Genomic DNA, 18794 nt, shown 5'->3' with positions numbered 1-18794 from the left:
AGGAGCCTCGTCATGGCCGTTCAACAAAACAAAAAGTCACCTTCCAAGCGCGGTATGCACCGTTCGCACAACGCCTTGGTGGTGCCCGGTATCGCCGTGGAACCCACAACCGGCGAAACCCATCTGCGCCACCACATCAGCCCCACCGGTTTCTACCGTGGTCGCAAGGTGTTGAAGACCAAATCTGAAGCCTGACCCAGGTTTTTCAACCAAAGCCCGGAGCTACAAAACCTGTAGCGTCGGGCTTTTGTCGTTTTTGGCCTTTGCGGCCAATGTCTGATCTCTTCTCTTCTGGGGCGCCTATCCCATGATCACAATCGCTGTTGACTGTATGGGAGGCGACCATGGCCCCCAGGTCACGCTGCCTGCCTGCACGCAATTTCTGGAGCAGCATCCTGATGCGGCCCTGGTACTGGTGGGTTTGGCCGACAAGCTGGCGGGTTTTTCACACCCCCGCGCCACGGTCGTGCCCGCCAGTGAGGTCGTCACCATGGACGACCCGTTGGAAATTGCACTCCGTCGCAAAAAAGATTCGTCGATGCGGGTCGCCGTGCTGCAAGTGAAGGAAGGCAAGGCCCAAGCCGCCGTATCGGCCGGCAATACGGCCGCATTGATGGCCATCTCCCGCTATATCCTGAAGACGGTTGACGGTATTGAGCGTCCCGCGCTGGCCGCTCAGTTACCCAATGCCAAGGGCGGCGCCACCACGGTGCTGGATTTGGGCGCCAATGTGGATTGCGAGGCCGAGCACCTGCTGCAATTCGCCGTCATGGGCTCTGCCTTGGTCTCCGTGTTGAACGATCAACCCTCGCCCAGCGTGGGCTTGCTCAATATTGGTGAAGAAATCATCAAAGGTAACGAAACGATCAAAAAAGCCGGCGAACTGCTGCGAGCTGCTGCTAAAGCTGGCGATCTGAACTTTTTTGGAAACGTCGAAGGCAACGACATTTTCAAAGGCACAGTCGATCTGGTCGTCTGCGATGGCTTTGTCGGCAACGTGGCATTGAAGGCCAGCGAAGGTTTGGCGTCGATGATGGGCAACTTTTTGAAGGCCGAGTTTTCACGCAATGCTTTCACAAAAATTGCTGCAATTGCTGCTTACTCGGTTCTAAATGCGTTTAAATCGCGCATGGATCATCGTCGCTACAGCGGCGCAGCCTTGTTGGGCCTGCGCGGCTTGGTATTCAAGAGCCATGGATCAGCCGATGCGCTAGGTTTTGGATTCGCACTGAACCGGGCGTATGATGCAGCCCGAAACAACTTGCTTGACCGAGTTCAGGCCCGCATCGCGCACGCAGCGCCGCTCTTGGCGACGGCTGACAGCGCAACCTAAAACCTGACTGGGTGTCACCAACCCCACCATGAAACGATATTCGCGAATTACAGGCACGGGCAGCTATTTGCCGCCGCGCAGGCTGACCAATGCTGATTTGGTGACCGAATTGGCTGCCAAAGGCGTAGAGACCTCGGACGAATGGATTGTGGAACGCACAGGCATTCGCGCCCGGCACTTTGTTGCAGACGGCGTGTTCAGCAGCGATTTGGGTTTAGAGGCCGCCAGGAGCGCGCTGGAGGCTGCGGGCCGCAGCGCCCAAGACGTGGATCTGATCATCGTCGCCACGTCCACCCCTGATATGGTGTTCCCCTCGACCGCTTGTATCTTGCAAAACAAGTTGGGTGCCAACGGCTGCCCAGCTTTTGACGTGCAGGCCGTGTGCAGTGGTTTTGTTTATGCGCTGACAGTGGCCGACGCCATGGTTAAAACCGGGGCTGCCAAATGCGCACTGGTCGTTGGTGCCGAAGTGTTTTCCCGCTTGCTGGACTTCAACGACCGCACCACCTGCGTGCTGTTCGGTGATGGCGCCGGCGCTGTCGTGCTGGAAGCATCTGAGACGCCTGGTATCTTGTCCAGCGATTTGCACGCCGATGGCAAGCATGTGGGCATTCTGTGTGTGCCGGGCCACGTCTCCGGCGGAGCCGTCCTGGGCGACCCCCTGCTCAAAATGGACGGCCAAGCGGTGTTCAAGCTGGCGGTGGGTGTGCTGGAGAGCGCGGCCCGCGCAACATTGGCTAAGGCCGAGCTGACAGAGGCCGACATCGATTGGCTGATCCCCCACCAAGCCAATATCCGCATCATGCAAGGCACGGCCCGCAAGCTGAAGCTGTCCATGGACAAGGTTGTGGTCACGGTGGACCAGCACGGCAACACATCGGCCGCGTCCATCCCGCTAGCCTTGGACGCCGGCGTGCGTTCTGGTCAGGTCAAGCCCGGCCAGACGCTGCTGCTCGAGGGCGTGGGTGGCGGGTTCACCTGGGGCGCGGTGCTCCTCAATTTGTAGCGCCTCGTGTAGATTGCACGAGGGCTAGCACTAATTTTTGACAATTGACGGTTATGAAGAATTTTGCATTTGTATTTCCGGGACAAGGATCGCAGTCGGTCGGCATGCTGGACGCCTGGGGCGACAACCCCATCGTCGCCCAAACCTTGCAAGAGGCGTCGGACGCGCTGGGTGAAGATGTCGCCAAGCTGATCCACGAAGGCCCCAAAGAGGCCTTGGCGTTGACCACCAACACCCAGCCCGTGATGCTGGTCGCTGGCGTGGCCGCTTACCGGGTCTGGATGGCGGAAGTCGGCGTGGCGCCATCTGCGGTTGCCGGCCACTCCTTGGGCGAATACACGGCGTTGGTCGCTGCTGGCGCACTGACCCTGCGGCAAGCGGCTCCGCTGGTGCGCCTGCGTGCCCAGGCCATGCAGGAGGCTGTTCCGGTTGGTGTGGGGGCCATGGCCGCCATCCTGGGAATGGATGCCGCCAAGGTGAAGGCTGGCTGCTTGGAAGTGACCCAGTCATTCGGCGCCGGTTCTGCCGAAGTCGTGGAAGCCGTGAATTTCAATGACTCGGCCCAGACCGTCATTGCCGGCAGCAAAGCTGCGGTCGAGAAGGCGTGTGAAGTGCTCAAGGCCAACGGTGCCAAGCGTGCGCTGCCGCTGCCGGTGTCGGCCCCTTTCCATTCCAGTTTGATGAAGCCTGCTGCCGAAAAGTTGAAGGCGCACCTGGAAACCTTGGACATCGCCGCTCCACAGATCGCACTGGTCAACAATATCGATGTGGCGCTGGAAGTGGACGCAGACCGCATCCGCGATGCCCTATACCGCCAAGCATTCGGCCCTGTACGCTGGGTGGAGTGCGTACAGGCCATCAAGTCACGGGGTTTGACTACACTCGTGGAATGCGGTCCCGGCAAGGTGCTGGCCGGCATGGTCAAACGCATTGATGCGGAGTTGACCGGTTTGGCGGTGTTTGATCCCGCTACATTGCAAGATACAAAAGAAGCGTTGAAGGATGCCGTGGCATGACTGAAGTGAAATTTGAAGGCCAAGTGGCCTTGGTGACAGGCGCCTCGCGTGGCATTGGCGCCGCGATCGCGCTGGAGCTGGCGCGCAAGGGCGTCAAGGTGATTGGCACCGCAACCACCGATGCGGGCGCCGCGAAGATTGCCGACGCCTTGTCCGCTTTTCCCGGCTGTGCAGGGCGCACGCTTGACGTGACCCAAGGCGCCGCTGGCGAGGCGTTGGTCGATGCCCTGGTCAAAGAGCACGGTGGCCTGCAGGTACTGGTCAACAACGCCGGCATCACCCGCGACAACCTGGCCATGCGCATGAAGGATGAAGAGTGGGACGCCGTGATCGAAGCCAATCTCAAAGGCGTTTTCCGCATGAGCCGCGCCGTGATGCGCACCATGATGAAGCAACGCTACGGCCGCATCATCAACATCACTTCGGTCGTTGGCGCATCCGGCAACCCCGGTCAGGCCAATTACGCTGCAGCCAAGGCCGGAGTGGCCGGAATGACCCGCGCACTGGCGCGTGAGCTGGGCTCACGCAACATCACCGTCAATTGCGTGGCCCCTGGTTTTATCGAGACCGACATGACTGCCAGCCTAGGCGAAGACCAACAAAAGGCCTTGCTCAGCCAGATCCCCCTGGGACACCTGGGCAAGCCTTCCGATGTGGCCCATGCTGTTGCATACTTGGCGTCCCCGCAAGCCGCTTACGTGACAGGCCAGGAATTGCACGTCAACGGCGGCATGTACATGTAAGGCCTAAAAGGGCAGAAGTTCAGCCGATTTGTCCGTTCGGCGACCCGTTTGGAGTTGAGACTCTAAGCCCGGGTAAAATTACGGATTCTTTTACAACCCTTAGAGGGAAGCCATGAGTGATATCGAAGTCCGCGTCAAAAAAATTATTGCCGAACAACTCGGTGTGGAAGAGTCCCAAGTCACCAACGAAAAAGCCTTTGTGGCCGATCTCGGTGCGGATTCTTTGGACACCGTTGAATTGGTGATGGCGTTGGAAGACGAATTCGGAATTGAAATTCCTGACGAAGATGCTGAAAAGATCACGACTGTGCAAAACGCCGTCGATTACGCTACTACGCACAAGAAGGCCTGATAGGGCTTTTGCAGCATCGCGGTGCTGCACGGGTCGGTACAACTGGCGTTGCAATGGGGCTGCGGTCCTGCCGATCTGAAACATGGCCGACTCGATCGGCCTTTTTTTGACCAAAGCTGAAAACTGATTGCTATGTCCCGTCGTCGCGTTGTTGTCACTGGTTTGGGTTGCATCAGCCCCGTTGGAAATACGGTGGGCGAGGCGTGGGCCAATCTGCTTGCCGGCAAGTCCGGCATTGGTGCGATCTCCCGTTTTGATGCATCGACTTTCGCTTGCAAGATTGCCGGCGAAGTTCGTAACTTCGACCTAGAGTCCTACATCAGCGCGAAAGAAGCGCGGACCATGGACACCTTCATCCACTACGGCATTGCCGCGGCGGCGCAGGCCGTTGCAGATGCTGGCCTGCCCACGGGTGAGGCTTTGAGCGAAGAAGAAGCCACCCGCATCGGTTGCGTGATCGGTTCCGGCATCGGCGGTTTGCCGCTGATCGAGAGCATGCATTCGGAGTACACCAACCGGGGTGCGCGCCGCATTTCTCCGTTCTTTGTTCCGGCCACCATCATCAACATGACCGCAGGCCATGTGTCGATGAAGTACGGGTTCAAAGGCCCCAATATCGCCATCGTGACGGCTTGCACAACCGGCCTGCATTGCATCGGCGAAGCCGGCCGCATGATCGAATACGGCGATGCCGACGTCATGGTGGCGGGTGGCTCGGAGGCCACCGTATCGCCATTGGGCATTGGTGGCTTTGCGGCCATGCGGGCGTTGAGCACCCGCAACGACGATCCGACAACCGCATCTCGCCCTTGGGACAAAGACCGCGATGGTTTTGTACTGGGCGAGGGCGGTGGTGTCATGGTGCTCGAAGAGTACGAGCACGCCAAGGCGCGTGGCGCCAAGATTTACGCCGAACTGGCAGGCTTCGGCATGAGCGCCGACGCGGGCCATATGACCGCCCCCAATATGGATGGCCCACGCCGCGCCATGCTGGGCGCCCTGCGCAACGCCGGCGTCAATGCCGACCAAGTGGACTATCTGAACGCGCACGGCACGTCTACTCCCTTGGGCGACCTGAATGAAAGCAATGCCATCAAAGCCGCGTTGGGTGACCACGCGAAAAAAATTGTCGTCAATTCGACCAAGTCCATGACCGGTCACCTGCTGGGCGGTGCTGGCGGCATTGAGTCGGTCTTCACGGTGCTGGCTGTGCACCATCAGAAGAGCCCGCCGACCATCAATATCTTCAACCAAGATCCCGAGTGCGATCTGGACTATTGCGCCAATACTGCTCGCGATATGCGCATCGACGTGGCCGTCAAAAACAACTTCGGCTTTGGCGGGACCAACGGGTCCCTGGTGTTCAAGCGCGTTTAGCCATCGCGGGCCTTTAGTCACCCTACATGCACCGGGCCCCCGCGGTCAATTTCCCTGTCACACGCTCCCGTTGGCAAGCGCGGCTCATTGCATCTGCCAGCCTATTCGCAATCGCCATCTTGGGCATCTTTGCACGAGAGCAAGCCGAGTGGGACATCCGCACGCTGGCAGTCGCCTTGGCTGTTGTGGCAAGCAGTAGTTGGGCGCTCCAAGGCTGGCGGCAATCTCCCCAAGGGAGTTTGCGCTGGGATGGGCAGCAGTGGCATTGGTCCGGTTTTACGGATGGCGCCACCGCCCATGTGTTATTGCTGATGGACTTTCAGCAGGTGCTTGTTGTGTCGCTCCACGCAGACTCCCAGAAGGCCCGCACCTTCCTGTGGTTGGAGGCCAGGGCCTTTGGCGATCCGCTGTGGAAGCCCTTGCGCCGTGCGCTGGTGTCCAGCCAGACGATGGCTGGCGAAGCGACACGCACCGCAGCAGCCCGTTTGCCCGAAAGCGATATGGCATGAGTTCCGCAGCGCCCCCAAACCCCCAGGACAGCGATCTGGAGCTGGTACAGCGCACGGTGGCTGGGGATCAGCGTGCCTATGGGTTGCTGGTCATGAAATACCAGCGGCGCATACAGCGTCTGGTCGGCCGCATGGTGCGCGACGTGGATTTGGTCGAAGACATCTGCCAGGAGACCTTCATCCGGGCCTATCGGGCCTTGCACCAGTTCCGCGGTGACGCGCAGTTTTATACCTGGCTGTACCGCATCGCTGTCAACACGGCAAAGAAATTTTTGCTGGAACTCAAGCACGAGCCCACGGTTTCCGAGAGTTTTTTGGCAAATGGGGACGATGATGAAACTTCCTGGAAGAAAAATGAACCAATAGCCGACGATGGACCGGAATCCATTCTGGCTGCCAAGGAAATCGCCGCCGTGGTCAATGCGGCCATGGACGATCTGCCCGAGGATCTGAGGCAGGCTGTGGTGCTCAGAGAGATTGAAGGCTTGAGCTACGAAGAAATTGCCTCCGCCATGAATTGCCCTGTAGGAACGGTGCGCTCCCGTATCTTTCGGGCCCGGGAAGCCATTTCTGCACGGGTACGGCCGCTATTGGAAAAGCAAACGGGTAAACGGTGGTGAGGGATTGCAGGTGAAGAGAATGAATTCAATACCCAACGAACGTGTCTGTGATTTGATGGATGGCCATGTGGCCCATGGTGAATCCGCGCAGGACTTCGAAGCCCTGTTGGCGGATGAACAAGCCATGCAAACCTGGCACACCTACCATGTGATTGGCGACGTGCTGCGCAGCGCGGAACTGGCGCCTACGGAGGGCGACCAAGCGTTTTGGCAGCGTCTGGAGCGCCGGTTGGCGGATGAGCCCCAACGCCCCGTTGCGGTGGCGGTGCAAGTCCAAAACCCACCGTCCGATACGAGGCTGGACAGTGCCAATGCGTCGGTGTTCCGCTGGAAGATGTTGGCAGGTGTGGCCGGGGTCGCGTTAGTGGGGGTTGTGGGCCTAAGCCAATGGACGCAAACAGCACCTGCGGGCGGCGCCCAACAGATGGCGGCTCAGACGCCCATCACACCCCGCGCGTCCGCTCCGCTGACGGTGGCTGACACCAATGCCGGCGCGATGCTGCGCGACGCGCGCCTGGACGAGTTGATGGCGGCTCACCGCCAGTTGGGCGGCCACTCTGCCTTGCAAGTGCCGGCAGGCTTCCTGCGCAATGCAACCTATGAGGGACCAGCCCGGTGACAAATCGACGGGGCTTGCTGGTCCGTACGGGCGCGCTGGTGCTGGCTTTGCTGCTGGCGCCTGGTGTGGCTCTGGCACAGGCAGCTGCGGGGGACAGTCCGCTGAATGCCTGGCTGATGCGCATCCACCAGGCGGCGCGGCAAAGCGTTTATACCGGCACCTTTGTGGTGTCTTCCAGTGGCGGCATGGCCAGCGCCCGCATTTGGCATGTGTGCGATGGCACACAGCAACTCGAACGGGTAGAGACATTGAGTGGCACCCCCAGAGCCATCTTCCGCCACAACGACCAGGTGGTGACCTTTTTTCCACAATCCCGGATTGCCATTGCCGAGGTGCGCGAGTCGCTGGGGATGTTCCCCAATCTATTGAAGTCCAACGACACAGCCATTGGTGACTTCTACCAGCTGAAAACCTTGGGAAATGAGCGCATCGCAGGCTTTGATGCAGAAGTCTCCCAATTGGCGCCCAAGGACCAATTGCGCTATGGCTACCGGGTGTGGAGTGAGAAAAAAACCGGCCTCATCATCCAGTTGCAAACACTGGATGTCAACGGGCGGGTGCTGGAACAGTCCGCATTTTCCGAGCTGCAATTGGGGGCGGTTGTGAATGTCGCCAAACTGTCTCGCTCCGGCAATACCGATGGCTACCGCGTGGTACGCCCTGACCTGCAAAAGACGACGGCGGAGGCGCAGGGATGGACGCTGCTGCGCCCGGTCGAGGGCTTCAAACCCATGGGCTGCTACCAGCGCCCCGCGGTGGTTCAGGCCGGACCCGAGGGCAGCAGTGCGCAGAACACCATGCAATGGGTCTTCTCGGACGGGGTTGCGACGGTGTCATTGTTTGTCGAGGCATTCGATCCACGCCGCCATGCACGTGAAGGTGCCACGGACATGGGGGGCGCTACCCACACCTTGACGCGCCGTATCGACAACTGGTGGGCTACCGCCGTTGGAGAGGTTCCGCTGAACACCTTGCACGCATTCACGCAGGCGCTTGAACGAAAAAAATGATGCCATATTGGGGAACGCTGCCTGCGCGTCCCACTCTATGACAGTACCGTTTTTTTGAATGGAAGATTCCCGATGATGAAGATTTTCATGCACAAGACTTTGCGCACTTTCTTGCTGGTTTTGACGATGTCAGCTGGCGCATTTGTAGCAACCGCTCCCTTGCAACCGGCCATGGCCCAGGCCCGTGCACTGCCTGACTTTACCGACCTGGTGGACCAAGTCGGGCCGTCCGTGGTGAACATCCGCACGATGGAGAAGGTCGTTCTTCGGTCCCCGCAGGGTGGTTCGGGGGATGATGACATGCTGGAGTTTTTCCGGCGCTTTGGCATTCCAACGCCCAATATGCCCAACCCACGGCAGGCACCGCGTCAGAATAGGCCTCAGCAGGAAGAGGAGCAGCCTCGCGGTGTGGGCTCAGGCTTCATTCTGACCACCGATGGCTACATCATGACCAATGCCCACGTGGTGGACGGTGCCGATGAAGTCCTGGTGACGCTGACGGACAAGCGTGAATTCAAGGCCAAGATCATCGGCGCCGACAAGCGCAGCGATGTGGCCGTTGTGAAGATTGAGGCCACCGGTTTACCGGCAGTCAAGGTGGGTGATGTCGGCCGCCTGCGCGTGGGTGAGTGGGTCATGGCCATCGGATCACCTTTCGGCCTGGAAAACACTGTCACGGCCGGCATTGTGAGCGCCAAGCAGCGCGATACGGGTGGCGACTTGCAACTCATTCAAACGGACGTGGCGATCAACCCCGGTAACTCGGGTGGCCCGCTGATCAATATGCGTGGCGAAGTGGTGGGCATCAACAGCCAGATCTATTCGCGCTCCGGCGGTTATATGGGAATTTCATTTGCCATCCCCATGGACGAAGCGGTGCGCGTCAGCGACCAATTGCGCAGCTCCGGTCGCGTGTCCCGCGGTCGCATTGGCGTGCAAATTGAACAGGTCAGCAAGGACATTGCCGAGTCCTTGGGGCTGGGCAAGTCGACGGGCGCCATGGTGCGCAGCGTAGTGGCCGGATCGCCCGCGGAGAAGGCAGGTATCGAGGCAGGTGACGTCATCACCCGTTTCGATGGCAAAGCCATCGAACGATCCACCGATCTGCCGCGCATGGTGGGTAGCACCAAGCCCGGTACCAAGAGCACCATCACGGTATTGCGCCGTGGTGCGTCCAAAGACTTGAGCATCACTGTGGCGGAAGCTGAAGCCGACAAGCCCATGGCCAAGGCCTCTTCGCGCGACGAGAAACCCAAGGCGTCAACCGCGGGCCAGGCTGTTGGGCTGGCCGTCAGCGAGTTGAGCGACGCGCAAAAGAAAGAACTGAAGATCAAGGGTGGTGTCAAGGTCGACAGTGCTGCCGATGCTGCAGCACGTGCTGGCCTGCGCGAAGGTGACGTCATTGTTGCGTTGGGCGACACCGAGGTCGCCTCAGTCAAGGAATTCGAGGCCGCGCTGACCAAGCACGACAAGAGCAAGGCGCTGCGCGTATTAATCCGGCGCGATGACTTGGCATCGTACGTTCTGATCAAACCTGCCAAGTAATCCACTCCGGCCGCCAAACAACCCCTGACCATGCTGGGTCTTTGGACTGTTTTGGCGGCCTTTCCATAGATTTTTTTAATCGGGCAAATGCCTGCTCGATACGTTTGCGGCCACTAACTTTTCGGCTGCGTCCGAAAATTGGTTAGAATATAGGCCCTGCAAAGGGCTTTCTGAGTATATGGATTGAGAAAAATCCATCATATGGGATGCCGGCAAGTCCCCCACAGCTGATCCACAGATCACCCACAAGTTGTGCAGAAGATCTCCATTTAAATTGTTGACAAGCTGTGAATAAGATAACTGTTGTTGAGTCGCAACGACGCCAAACTGGTGTTTCTGGGGCTTTGCTTTCGGGGCTTTTTGCCTACAATGAAGCTCCAACTATCGCAGTTGCCAATGATTGTTGGTTCAGGGCGCGTCACTATCCGACGCGCCCTTTTTTCTTGTCTGAATTAAATTAATTCAACCACTTAAGCGTTCTCGTTGATGAATCACATCAGAAATTTTTCGATCATTGCGCACATTGATCACGGTAAATCCACACTCGCGGATCGTTTGATCCAGCGTTGCGGAGGACTCGAAGCACGCGAGATGGAAGCGCAAGTTCTGGACTCGATGGATATCGAAAAAGAGCGTGGGATAACCATCAAGGCGCAGACAGCTGCGCTGCAGTACAAAGCGCTCGATGGACAGATCTACAACCTCAACCTGATCGACACACCGGGGCATGTGGACTTCTCATACGAAGTGAGCCGTTCGCTGTCCGCATGCGAAGGCGCACTGTTGGTGGTGGATGCGTCACAAGGCGTCGAAGCACAGACGGTGGCCAATTGCTATACCGCGCTGGACCTGCACGTGGAAGTGCTGCCGGTGCTCAACAAGATCGACCTGCCCAATGCGGATCCCGACAACGCGCGCAGTGAAATCGAAGATGTGATCGGCATCGATGCGACGGACGCAATTGTTTGCTCCGCCAAAACCGGCCTCGGTATCGACGACATTCTTGAAATGATTGTGGCCAGGGTTCCTGCGCCCAAGGGCAATCCCGACGGCCCATTGCGCGCGATGATCATCGACAGCTGGTACGACAGCTTTGTCGGCGTCGTGATGCTGGTCCGCGTAGTGGATGGCCGCTTGGCCAAGGGCGAGCGCATCAAGATGATGGCGTCCGGTGCCACTTACAACGCCGACAACCTAGGCGTGTTCACGCCGGCCAACCAGCCGCGCCAGTCGCTGGAAGCGGGCGAGGTGGGTTACATCATCGCCGGCATTAAGGAGTTGCAGGCCGCCAAGGTCGGGGACACCGTGACGCTGATCAAGCCTGGAACGGGTGGCGCGGCGCTAACGGCCACTGAGCCGTTGCCAGGTTTCAAGGAAATCCAGCCCCAGGTGTTTGCCGGCCTGTATCCGACCGAAGCCAGCGAATACGACTCGCTGCGCGACGCGCTGGAGAAGCTCAAGCTCAACGACGCTTCGCTGCATTACGAACCCGAAGTTTCGCAGGCGCTGGGGTTTGGATTCCGCTGCGGCTTCCTGGGGCTGTTGCACATGGAAATTGTGCAGGAGCGCCTGGAGCGCGAGTTTGACCAGGACTTGATCACGACCGCGCCCAGCGTGGTCTACGAGGTCATGAAGAACGACGGGGAAGTCATCATGGTGGAGAACCCCTCCAAGATGCCTGAGGTGGGGAAGATGGCTGAGATCCGCGAGCCTATCGTCACCATGCACCTGTACATGCCCCAGGAATATGTGGGCGTGGTCATGACACTGGCCAACCAGAAGCGCGGCGTGCAAATGAACATGGCCTACAAGGGCCGTCAGGTGGTGCTGACCTACGAAATGCCGCTGGCCGAAATCGTGCTCGACTTCTTTGACAAGCTCAAAAGTGTGAGCCGCGGTTACGCCTCCATGGACTACGACTTCAAGGAGTACCGCGCAGCTGACGTCGTCAAGGTGGATATCCTGCTGAACTCGGAAAAGGTCGATGCGCTATCCATCATGTTGCACCGCAGCCAGTCGGCCTACCGCGGTCGGGCTGTAGTTGCCAAGATGCGCGAGATCATCAGCCGCCAGATGTACGACGTCGCCATCCAGGCCGCCATTGGGGCCAACATCATTGCGCGTGAGACAATCAAGGCCCTGCGGAAAAACGTGCTGGCCAAATGCTATGGCGGCGACATTTCGCGCAAACGCAAGCTCCTCGAAAAACAAAAAGCAGGTAAGAAACGCATGAAACAAATCGGTTCCGTTGAAGTTCCTCAGGAAGCTTTCCTGGCTATTTTGCAGGTGGAAGACTGATGCAGGCGCTGACTTCGGCCGTTTTGGCGGCGTTTGTGGCCTATGCGGCCTCCTGGTATTTTGGTGCGATCGAGGGCAACTTCGCCCTGCTGCTGTTTGTGGCAACGGTGGTGACCGGTGCCTACTGGTTGGCGGAACGCTTTCATTTCCTGCCACAGCGGCTGCAAGCCGCCGCCGCGCTGGAAGCCGCAGACGCCAAGCGCCGCGAAGACCTCGGCAAGATGGGCATCAGCCACGTGGACGGCAATATTGCGGAAGCCAAGAACACCCTGCTGATGCAGCCCTGGTGGCTGGATTGGACCGCTGGCCTGTTCCCCGTCATCATCGCCGTTTTCTTCCTGCGCTCGTTTGTCGTGGAGCCGTTCAAGATTCCATCGGGCTCCATGATCCCCACGTTGCTGGTCGGCGATCTGATCCTGGTCAACAAATTCACCTACGGCTTGCGCTTGCCGGTGCTCAATACCAAGATCACGGAAGGCACTCCGCCCAAGCGGGGGGATGTCATGGTGTTCCGATACCCCCCCCGACCCAGCCAGGACTACATCAAGCGTGTGGTGGGCGTGCCGGGCGACCAGGTGGAATACATCAACAAGCGGCTGACCATCAATGGCCAGGCCATGCCGACATCGGCGTTGCCGGAGTTCCTGGACGAAAGCCTGACCCAGTACTTCAAACAATATGAAGAAACCCTGGGCGACAAGAAACACAGGTTGCTCAACGACGACACACGCCCCGCCTTCGTACCGGGCGCCGACAATTTCGCGGGCCGCGAGGCTTGCCTGTATTCGGTCGAAGGTGTGCGCTGCAAGGTGCCCGAAGGCCACTATTTCATGATGGGTGACAATCGCGATAATTCGCTGGATTCCCGGTATTGGGGCTTCGTGCCGGAAAAGAATATTGTCGGCAAGGCCTTCTTTGTCTGGATGAACTTCAGCAACCCCAAGCGTATCGGCTCGTTTGATTGATTGAAAGGAACGTACACATGAAGCAGGTGCAAACCCGGTCCAAGCAGCGTGGCATTACCTTCTTTGGTCTGGTCTTCGTCGGTGGTGTGCTGGCGGTGTCGGGCGTCATCGCAGCGCAGGTGTTTCCTACGCTGGTGGAATACCAGGCGATCAACAAGGCCGTCAACAAGGTGGCGGTTGAGGGCGGATCGGTGGTTGAGATCCGGGCCAATTTTGACCGCGCCCAGGCCATTGACGACTTCAAGGCCATCACCGGCCGGGACCTGGAAATCACCAAAGAGGGTGACAGGGTCGTGGTCAGCTTCAAGTACGAACGCGAAATCCACTTGACCGGCCCCGCCTGGCTGACGCTCAAGTACGCCGGTCGCTCCAAATAAGCGTGGCATCTTCTGGTTTGCAGGAGTTGCAGCGCCGTCTGCAACATGAATTTTCCAACGCTGCGCTGCTGACCCAGGCACTGACCCACCGCAGCTTCTCGGCCGACCACTACGAGCGCCTGGAGTTCCTGGGCGACTCGGTGCTCAATTTGGCGGTATCCGATCTTCTCTACACCCGCTTGGGCGCGTTGCCCGAGGGTGACCTGTCCCGCGTGCGGGCCAACCTCGTCAAGCAGGATACCCTGCACCAACTGGCCGTTGACCTGGGCCTGCCCGATGTCATGCGGCTGGGCGAGGGCGAAATGCGTTCCGGCGGCCAAAAACGTCCCTCCATCCTGGCCGATACGCTGGAGGCCGTCATTGGCGCCGTGTACCTGGACGCAGGCTTCGCGGCCGCGCAGGCCTTGGTGCAGCGGCTCTTCAAGGGGGTGGAGATCAACCCGCGCATGGAGGCCATTGGCAAGGACCCCAAGACCGAGTTGCAAGAGTGGCTGCAGGGCCGCAAAATGAAGTTGCCGCAGTACAAGGTTGTCGGAACCATCGGTGCGGCCCACAAGCAAAGCTTTGATGTGGAATGTGAGATACCCGAATTGCGACTGACCGAGCGGGGCATCGGCGGCTCTCGCCGATCGGGCGAACAGGCCGCAGCTGCCGCGATGCTGCTCACCATCAAGGCAAAGGTCAAACCATGACGTCCAAGAAGAATACTACAAAAAACATAGCGCATCAATCAGATCCGACGAGGGCTAGCGATGCATCGGACGTGCAACCCGATCTTGACAGCATGCTCGAAGGCCTGCTCAAGGGCACGCCCAAGCTGGCACAGCCCGGCACGCAGGCTGAAGCCGGTGACCAGCGCTGTGGCCTGGTGGCCATCGTTGGCAAGCCCAATGTCGGCAAGTCCACGCTGCTGAATGCGCTGGTCGGCCAGAAGATCAGCATCACCTCGCGCAAGGCGCAGACCACGCGCCACCGCATCACCGGCATGCGCACCGAGGGCGCCACCCAGTTTGTGTTTGTCGACACCCCCGGCTTCCAGACCATCCATGGCAACGCACTCAACAAGTCGTTGAACAAGGCGGTGCAGGGCGCCGTGGCGGATGTGGATCTGGTGTTGTTTGTAGTGGAAGCGGGCAGCTTCACGCCCGCCGACGAAAAGGTGGTGAAGCTGTTGGGCGAGGGCATCCCGGTGGTGCTGGTCGCCAACAAGCTGGACAACGTCAAAGAGCGCGCCAGCCTGGCGCCATGGCTGCAGACCATGCAGGCACGCGGTAAGTTTGCCGAGCTGATTCCCCTCTCAGCCAAGAACGCCAAGGACGTGGAACGCCTGCTCAAGCTGTGCGAGAAATTCCTGCCCGAGCAAGCCTGGTGGTACGACCCCGACGAGCTGACCGACCGCAGCGAGAAATTCCTGGCCAGCGAGCTGGTGCGCGAGAAGCTGTTCCGCTTGACTGGTGACGAACTGCCCTACACCTCCACGGTGGTCATCGACAAGTTCGACGAAGAGCCGCCGCAGAAGAAGGGCCAGAAGCGCCTGCTGCGCATTGCCGCCACCATTGTCGTGGAGCGCGACACGCACAAGGCCATGGTCATTGGCGACAAGGGCGAGCGCATCAAGCGCATCGGCATGGAAACCCGCGTGGAATTGGAAAAGCTGGCCGATGCCAAGGTCTTCATCGAACTGTGGGTGAAAGTCCGCTCTGGCTGGGCCGACGACGAAGCGCGGGTGCGCAGCTTTGGCTACGAATAAACGGATTTCCGACGAGCCCGCCTATGTGCTGCACCGCTACGACTGGAGCGAGTCCAGCCTGATTCTGGAAGTCTTTACCCGCCACTACGGCCGCATCGCGTTGGTGGCCAAGGGGGCCAAACGGCCCAGTTCCAGTTTTCGCCCCGTGCTGCTGCCCTTGCAGATGTTGCATGTGGCCTATGGTGGCGATGCCGAAATCCGCACACTCAAGAGCGCCGAATGGCAGGGTGGCCACGTCATGCCCACCGGCGACGCGCTGCTGTCGGGCTACTACCTTAACGAACTGCTGCTGACCCTGCTGGCGCGTGACGACCCGCACCCCCGGCTGTTCGATGTCTACGCCAATGTCGTGCGCGTGCTGGCCAGCGAGCATGGCGAGGCCTTGCAGGCCGCATTACGCACCTACGAATTGTGGTTGTTGCGCGAAATCGGCCTGTTGCCTGAGCTGAATGCCCAGACCATGACGCTGGGTGCGCTGGATGCCGAAGCCCGCTACTGCCTGGTTCCCGAAGGCGGCCTGCGCCAGGCGCATGATGATGACCGCGCCAGCTTGAGCGGAGCACAGTGGACCGCCTTGCAGGCCGCGCTGGCGGACAACGCCCCGTTCACAACCACCTTGCGTGCCTGCGCCGAAGTCACCACGGAACTCAAACCCCAGTTGCGGGCCCTGCTGCACTACCATTGCGGTGTCAAAACCCTGCGCACCCGCCAGATGATGGTGGACATTCAATCGCTATGACCATCAACCTCTCCGTCAACGTCAACAAGGTCGCCCACCTGCGCAACACGCGCCACCTGGGCATTCCCAGCGTCACCAAGGCGGCCATGCTGTGCCTGCAGGCCGGCGCGGCCGGCATCACCGTGCACCCGCGGCCGGACGCGCGCCACATCCGCCCCGACGATGTCGTGGAACTAGCCACGTTGATGCAGGACTGGCCCGACCGCGAATACAACGTCGAGGGCAACCCCTTCCACAACCTGATGGACTGTGTGGCCGAACTCGTGGCGCGCAAGCTGCCGGTGCACCAGGTCACCTTTGTGCCCGATTCCGAAGGCCAGTTCACCAGCGACCATGGCTGGAGCTTCCCGCAGGATGCCGCCCGCCTGAAGCCCCTGATTGACCAGGCCCACGCACTGGGCCTGCGCGTCAGCCTGTTCATGGATGCCGATGCCAGCGCGATGCCCGCAGCCAAGGCCGTGGGCGCCGACCGTATCGAGCTCTACACCGAGCCCTATGCCGCGGCCTGGGGCACGCCCGATCAAGACGCCCAACTGCAGCGCTTCGCCCAGGCCGCCCAGGCGGCGCTGGATGCGGGCCTGGGCGTGAATGCCGGCCACGACCTGAACCGTGACAACCTGGCCGCCTTCGCCCGCACCGTGCCCGGTCTGGACGAGGTGTCCATTGGCCACGCGCTGATCGCCGATGCGCTGGAGCTGGGCTACACCGCTACCGTCAAGGCTTACCTGGACTGTTTAAAGTGATTTTCGGCATAGGCACGGATATTTGTGATGTCCGCCGCATCAAAGCCAGCTTGGACAAGCACGGCGACCGTTTCGCATTGAAGATCCTCAGCGAAGGCGAATTCAAGACTTGGAAGGCCCGCACCGCCCGCTGGCCGGAACGCGGCATCCGCTACCTGGCCACGCGCTTCTCGGCCAAGGAGGCTTTCAGCAAGGCGGTGGGGCTGGGGATGCGCATGCCCATGACCTGGCGGCTGTGCGAAGTGGCCAAGCTGCCCAGCGGCGCGCCGACCATCGTGCTGCATGGCGTGCTGAAGGAGTGGTTCGAAGCCAAACACCTGAGTGCCCACATCAGCGTGACGGACGAGACCGACTATGCGGCCAGCTTCTGCGTGGTCGAGCACGCCGACACGCTTTGAATCAACTGGCCGCTAGCCCCCGTCGCTTCTAGCAGTAATGCTATAGATTAAGTAGTGGGCAGTGTGCCTAGTCCTATGAAGCCTTGCGCGTGATGCGCGCACCCAGGCTGGTCAGCTTCTCTTCAATGCGCTCATAACCCCGCTCCACCATATTGGCGTTTTGCACGGTGGACTTGCCGGTGGCGCACAGGGCTGCACCGATCAGGGCCATGCCGGCGCGGATGTCGGGCGACACCATGGTCGTGCCGCGCAGCTTGGAGCGCCCGCTGATGACCACGCGGTGCGGATCGCAGACGATGGCGTTGGCGCCCATGCCAATCAGGCGGTCCACAAAATACAGGCGCGACTCGAACATCTTTTCGAAGAACAGCACATTGCCTTCCACCTGCGTGGCCAGCGTGATCATGCAGCTCATCTGGTCCGATGCAAACTGGGGCCAGGGGCCGTCGCCAATCACCGGCATCGTGCCGTCGTTGTCGCGCGTGATGCGCATCACCTGGTTGGCAGGCAGGTAGATGTGGTCCTTGTACAGCTCGATCTTGACGCCCAACGTCTCGAACACGCGGTGGCACATCCAGTAGGAATGCAGGTCCGTTCCCTCGACCTTGATCTCGCCACCGGTGGCCGCCGCCAGCGCCAGGTAAGACGCCGCCTCGATGTGGTCATGGCAGACCTGGTGCGTAGTGCCATTCAGCGAGGGCACGCCTTCAATACTGAGCTGGTTGGTGCCAATGCCGCTGATCTTGGCGCCCATGGCGTTGAGCATCACCGCCAGATCCTGCACGTGGGGCTCGCAGGCCGCATTGCGGATCAGCGTCTGGCCCTCGCTGACGGCCGCGGCCATCAGGATGTGTTCGGTCCCGGTGACGGAGGGCTCGTCAAAGAACATCTCGGCCCCGCGCAGGCGGTCCGGCAGGTCGAAGGCATAGCTGCCGTTGGAGTCCACCGTGGCGCCCAACTTCTGCAGGCCGTAGAAGTGCGTGTCCAGCCGGCGGCGGCCGATCACATCACCGCCGGGCGGGTAGAGCTTGGCCTTGCCGGTTCGGTGCAACAGCGGAGCCACACACAGGATGGAGGTGCGCACCTTGTTGCACAGCTCGCGGCTGATCTCGTGGGTGTTGACCTGCGCCACGTGGATGCTGACGCGCTGGCCGCTGCGCTCGACCTTGCCGCCGATGGCGGTGATGACGTCCAACATGTGGCGCACGTCGATGATGTCGGGCACGTTATCCAACACCATCTCCTGGTCGGTCAGTATGCAGGCCGCGATCATCGGCAGGATCGCGTTCTTGTTGCCGGAAGCGCGCACGGTGCCGCGCAGCGCAACGCCGCCTTCGATTTCAAAAGTAGACATGGTGTGGGTGGGTAGGGGGAGTGAGAGCCGAGTCGGGGTT

The 18794-nt window shown here is 60.1% G+C and carries 21 protein-coding genes; 20 read left to right on the top strand and 1 reads right to left on the bottom strand.

What is annotated here, in order from left to right; all coding sequences use genetic code 11:
• Positions 1-12: 12 nt before the first annotated feature.
• The 20 genes from rpmF (at position 13) to acpS (ending at position 17400) form a co-directional block, all read left to right on the top strand.
• Entirely contained in the window at positions 13-195 is a 183-nt protein-coding gene (rpmF, locus tag AC07OO_RS10360) for a 50S ribosomal protein L32 (RefSeq protein ID WP_301019432.1), read from the top strand.
• Between the two features lie 112 nt (positions 196-307).
• A complete protein-coding gene (gene plsX / locus AC07OO_RS10355; protein WP_495082024.1) occupies positions 308-1333 on the top strand; it encodes a phosphate acyltransferase PlsX in 1026 nt (341 codons plus the stop codon).
• Positions 1334-1361: 28 nt separating this feature from the next.
• Positions 1362-2339 carry a beta-ketoacyl-ACP synthase III gene (locus AC07OO_RS10350; protein WP_495082023.1) on the top strand — a complete coding sequence of 326 codons (978 nt, stop codon included), beginning with the start codon at positions 1362-1364 and terminating at the stop codon, positions 2337-2339.
• Positions 2340-2392: 53 nt separating this feature from the next.
• Complete coding sequence (fabD, locus tag AC07OO_RS10345) at positions 2393-3355, top strand: ACP S-malonyltransferase (protein WP_495082022.1); 963 nt, start codon at positions 2393-2395, stop codon at positions 3353-3355.
• Complete coding sequence (gene fabG / locus AC07OO_RS10340; protein ID WP_495082021.1) at positions 3352-4098, top strand: 3-oxoacyl-ACP reductase FabG; 747 nt, start codon at positions 3352-3354, stop codon at positions 4096-4098. The genes fabD and fabG overlap by 4 nt, the downstream gene beginning before the upstream one ends.
• A 112-nt stretch (positions 4099-4210) precedes the next feature.
• On the top strand, positions 4211-4450 hold the full coding sequence (acpP, locus tag AC07OO_RS10335; RefSeq protein WP_326530058.1) for an acyl carrier protein: 240 nt from the start codon (positions 4211-4213) through the stop codon (positions 4448-4450).
• A 132-nt stretch (positions 4451-4582) separates the two neighbouring features.
• Positions 4583-5827 carry a beta-ketoacyl-ACP synthase II gene (gene fabF, locus AC07OO_RS10330; RefSeq protein ID WP_495082020.1) on the top strand — a complete coding sequence of 415 codons (1245 nt, stop codon included), beginning with the start codon at positions 4583-4585 and terminating at the stop codon, positions 5825-5827.
• 26 nt (positions 5828-5853) lie between these two features.
• A complete protein-coding gene (locus AC07OO_RS10325) occupies positions 5854-6336 on the top strand; it encodes a hypothetical protein (protein WP_495082019.1) in 483 nt (160 codons plus the stop codon).
• Positions 6333-6956, top strand: a complete 624-nt coding sequence (rpoE, locus tag AC07OO_RS10320; RefSeq protein WP_495082018.1) for an RNA polymerase sigma factor RpoE — start codon at positions 6333-6335, stop codon at positions 6954-6956. The genes AC07OO_RS10325 and rpoE overlap by 4 nt, the downstream gene beginning before the upstream one ends.
• A gap of 19 nt (positions 6957-6975) precedes the next feature.
• Positions 6976-7575 (top strand): sigma-E factor negative regulatory protein, encoded by a 600-nt coding sequence (locus tag AC07OO_RS10315; RefSeq protein WP_495082017.1) that lies wholly within the window; start codon positions 6976-6978, stop codon positions 7573-7575.
• Complete coding sequence (locus AC07OO_RS10310; RefSeq protein ID WP_495082016.1) at positions 7572-8585, top strand: MucB/RseB C-terminal domain-containing protein; 1014 nt, start codon at positions 7572-7574, stop codon at positions 8583-8585. Before AC07OO_RS10315 ends, AC07OO_RS10310 begins: the two co-directional genes overlap by 4 nt.
• A 72-nt stretch (positions 8586-8657) precedes the next feature.
• On the top strand, positions 8658-10130 hold the full coding sequence (locus AC07OO_RS10305; protein WP_495082015.1) for a DegQ family serine endoprotease: 1473 nt from the start codon (positions 8658-8660) through the stop codon (positions 10128-10130).
• A gap of 486 nt (positions 10131-10616) precedes the next feature.
• Positions 10617-12428: a translation elongation factor 4 gene (gene lepA / locus AC07OO_RS10300; RefSeq protein ID WP_495082014.1), complete on the top strand. Its 1812-nt coding sequence runs from the start codon at positions 10617-10619 to the stop codon at positions 12426-12428.
• Entirely contained in the window at positions 12428-13393 is a 966-nt protein-coding gene (lepB, locus tag AC07OO_RS10295; RefSeq protein ID WP_495082013.1) for a signal peptidase I, read from the top strand. The genes lepA and lepB overlap by 1 nt, the downstream gene beginning before the upstream one ends.
• Before the next feature lie 17 nt (positions 13394-13410).
• Positions 13411-13770: a DUF4845 domain-containing protein gene (locus AC07OO_RS10290; RefSeq protein WP_495082012.1), complete on the top strand. Its 360-nt coding sequence runs from the start codon at positions 13411-13413 to the stop codon at positions 13768-13770.
• Between the two features lie 2 nt (positions 13771-13772).
• The gene (rnc, locus tag AC07OO_RS10285) at positions 13773-14462 is read left to right on the top strand and encodes a ribonuclease III (RefSeq protein WP_495082011.1); all 690 of its coding nucleotides are present in this window, start codon (positions 13773-13775) and stop codon (positions 14460-14462) included.
• Complete coding sequence (era, locus tag AC07OO_RS10280) at positions 14459-15520, top strand: GTPase Era (RefSeq protein WP_495082010.1); 1062 nt, start codon at positions 14459-14461, stop codon at positions 15518-15520. The genes rnc and era overlap by 4 nt, the downstream gene beginning before the upstream one ends.
• Complete coding sequence (recO, locus tag AC07OO_RS10275) at positions 15507-16259, top strand: DNA repair protein RecO (protein WP_495082009.1); 753 nt, start codon at positions 15507-15509, stop codon at positions 16257-16259. Before era ends, recO begins: the two co-directional genes overlap by 14 nt.
• Positions 16256-17002 carry a pyridoxine 5'-phosphate synthase gene (locus tag AC07OO_RS10270; protein WP_495082008.1) on the top strand — a complete coding sequence of 249 codons (747 nt, stop codon included), beginning with the start codon at positions 16256-16258 and terminating at the stop codon, positions 17000-17002. Before recO ends, AC07OO_RS10270 begins: the two co-directional genes overlap by 4 nt.
• Positions 16999-17400, top strand: a complete 402-nt coding sequence (acpS, locus tag AC07OO_RS10265) for a holo-ACP synthase (protein ID WP_495082007.1) — start codon at positions 16999-17001, stop codon at positions 17398-17400. Before AC07OO_RS10270 ends, acpS begins: the two co-directional genes overlap by 4 nt.
• A 73-nt stretch (positions 17401-17473) precedes the next feature.
• On the opposite strand, the gene murA is transcribed toward acpS, so the two are convergent.
• Positions 17474-18754, bottom strand: a complete 1281-nt coding sequence (murA, locus tag AC07OO_RS10260; protein ID WP_495082006.1) for a UDP-N-acetylglucosamine 1-carboxyvinyltransferase — start codon at positions 18752-18754, stop codon at positions 17474-17476.
• Positions 18755-18794: the final 40 nt, after the last annotated feature.

The sequence above is a fragment of the Rhodoferax sp. GW821-FHT07G04 genome (assembly GCF_059418585.1).
This window is presented reverse-complemented; position numbering and strand designations above follow the sequence as displayed.

Bases quoted from the DNA above. Each gene is read 5' to 3' on its own strand.
- fabF (WP_495082020.1), top strand. From the start codon at position 4,583: ATGTCCCGTCGTCGCGTTGTTGTCACTGGTTTGGGTTGCATCAGCCCC.
- rpmF (WP_301019432.1), top strand. From the start codon at position 13: ATGGCCGTTCAACAAAACAAAAAGTCACCTTCCAAGCGCGGTATGCAC.
- rpoE (WP_495082018.1), top strand. From the start codon at position 6,333: ATGAGTTCCGCAGCGCCCCCAAACCCCCAGGACAGCGATCTGGAGCTG.
- AC07OO_RS10325 (WP_495082019.1), top strand. From the start codon at position 5,854: ATGCACCGGGCCCCCGCGGTCAATTTCCCTGTCACACGCTCCCGTTGG.
- AC07OO_RS10350 (WP_495082023.1), top strand. From the start codon at position 1,362: ATGAAACGATATTCGCGAATTACAGGCACGGGCAGCTATTTGCCGCCG.
- lepA (WP_495082014.1), top strand. From the start codon at position 10,617: ATGAATCACATCAGAAATTTTTCGATCATTGCGCACATTGATCACGGT.
- acpP (WP_326530058.1), top strand. From the start codon at position 4,211: ATGAGTGATATCGAAGTCCGCGTCAAAAAAATTATTGCCGAACAACTC.
- plsX (WP_495082024.1), top strand. From the start codon at position 308: ATGATCACAATCGCTGTTGACTGTATGGGAGGCGACCATGGCCCCCAG.
- fabD (WP_495082022.1), top strand. From the start codon at position 2,393: ATGAAGAATTTTGCATTTGTATTTCCGGGACAAGGATCGCAGTCGGTC.
- AC07OO_RS10290 (WP_495082012.1), top strand. From the start codon at position 13,411: ATGAAGCAGGTGCAAACCCGGTCCAAGCAGCGTGGCATTACCTTCTTT.
- lepB (WP_495082013.1), top strand. From the start codon at position 12,428: ATGCAGGCGCTGACTTCGGCCGTTTTGGCGGCGTTTGTGGCCTATGCG.
- AC07OO_RS10315 (WP_495082017.1), top strand. From the start codon at position 6,976: ATGAATTCAATACCCAACGAACGTGTCTGTGATTTGATGGATGGCCAT.
- AC07OO_RS10305 (WP_495082015.1), top strand. From the start codon at position 8,658: ATGATGAAGATTTTCATGCACAAGACTTTGCGCACTTTCTTGCTGGTT.
- fabG (WP_495082021.1), top strand. From the start codon at position 3,352: ATGACTGAAGTGAAATTTGAAGGCCAAGTGGCCTTGGTGACAGGCGCC.
- AC07OO_RS10270 (WP_495082008.1), top strand. From the start codon at position 16,256: ATGACCATCAACCTCTCCGTCAACGTCAACAAGGTCGCCCACCTGCGC.
- era (WP_495082010.1), top strand. From the start codon at position 14,459: ATGACGTCCAAGAAGAATACTACAAAAAACATAGCGCATCAATCAGAT.
- murA (WP_495082006.1), bottom strand. From the start codon at position 18,754: ATGTCTACTTTTGAAATCGAAGGCGGCGTTGCGCTGCGCGGCACCGTG.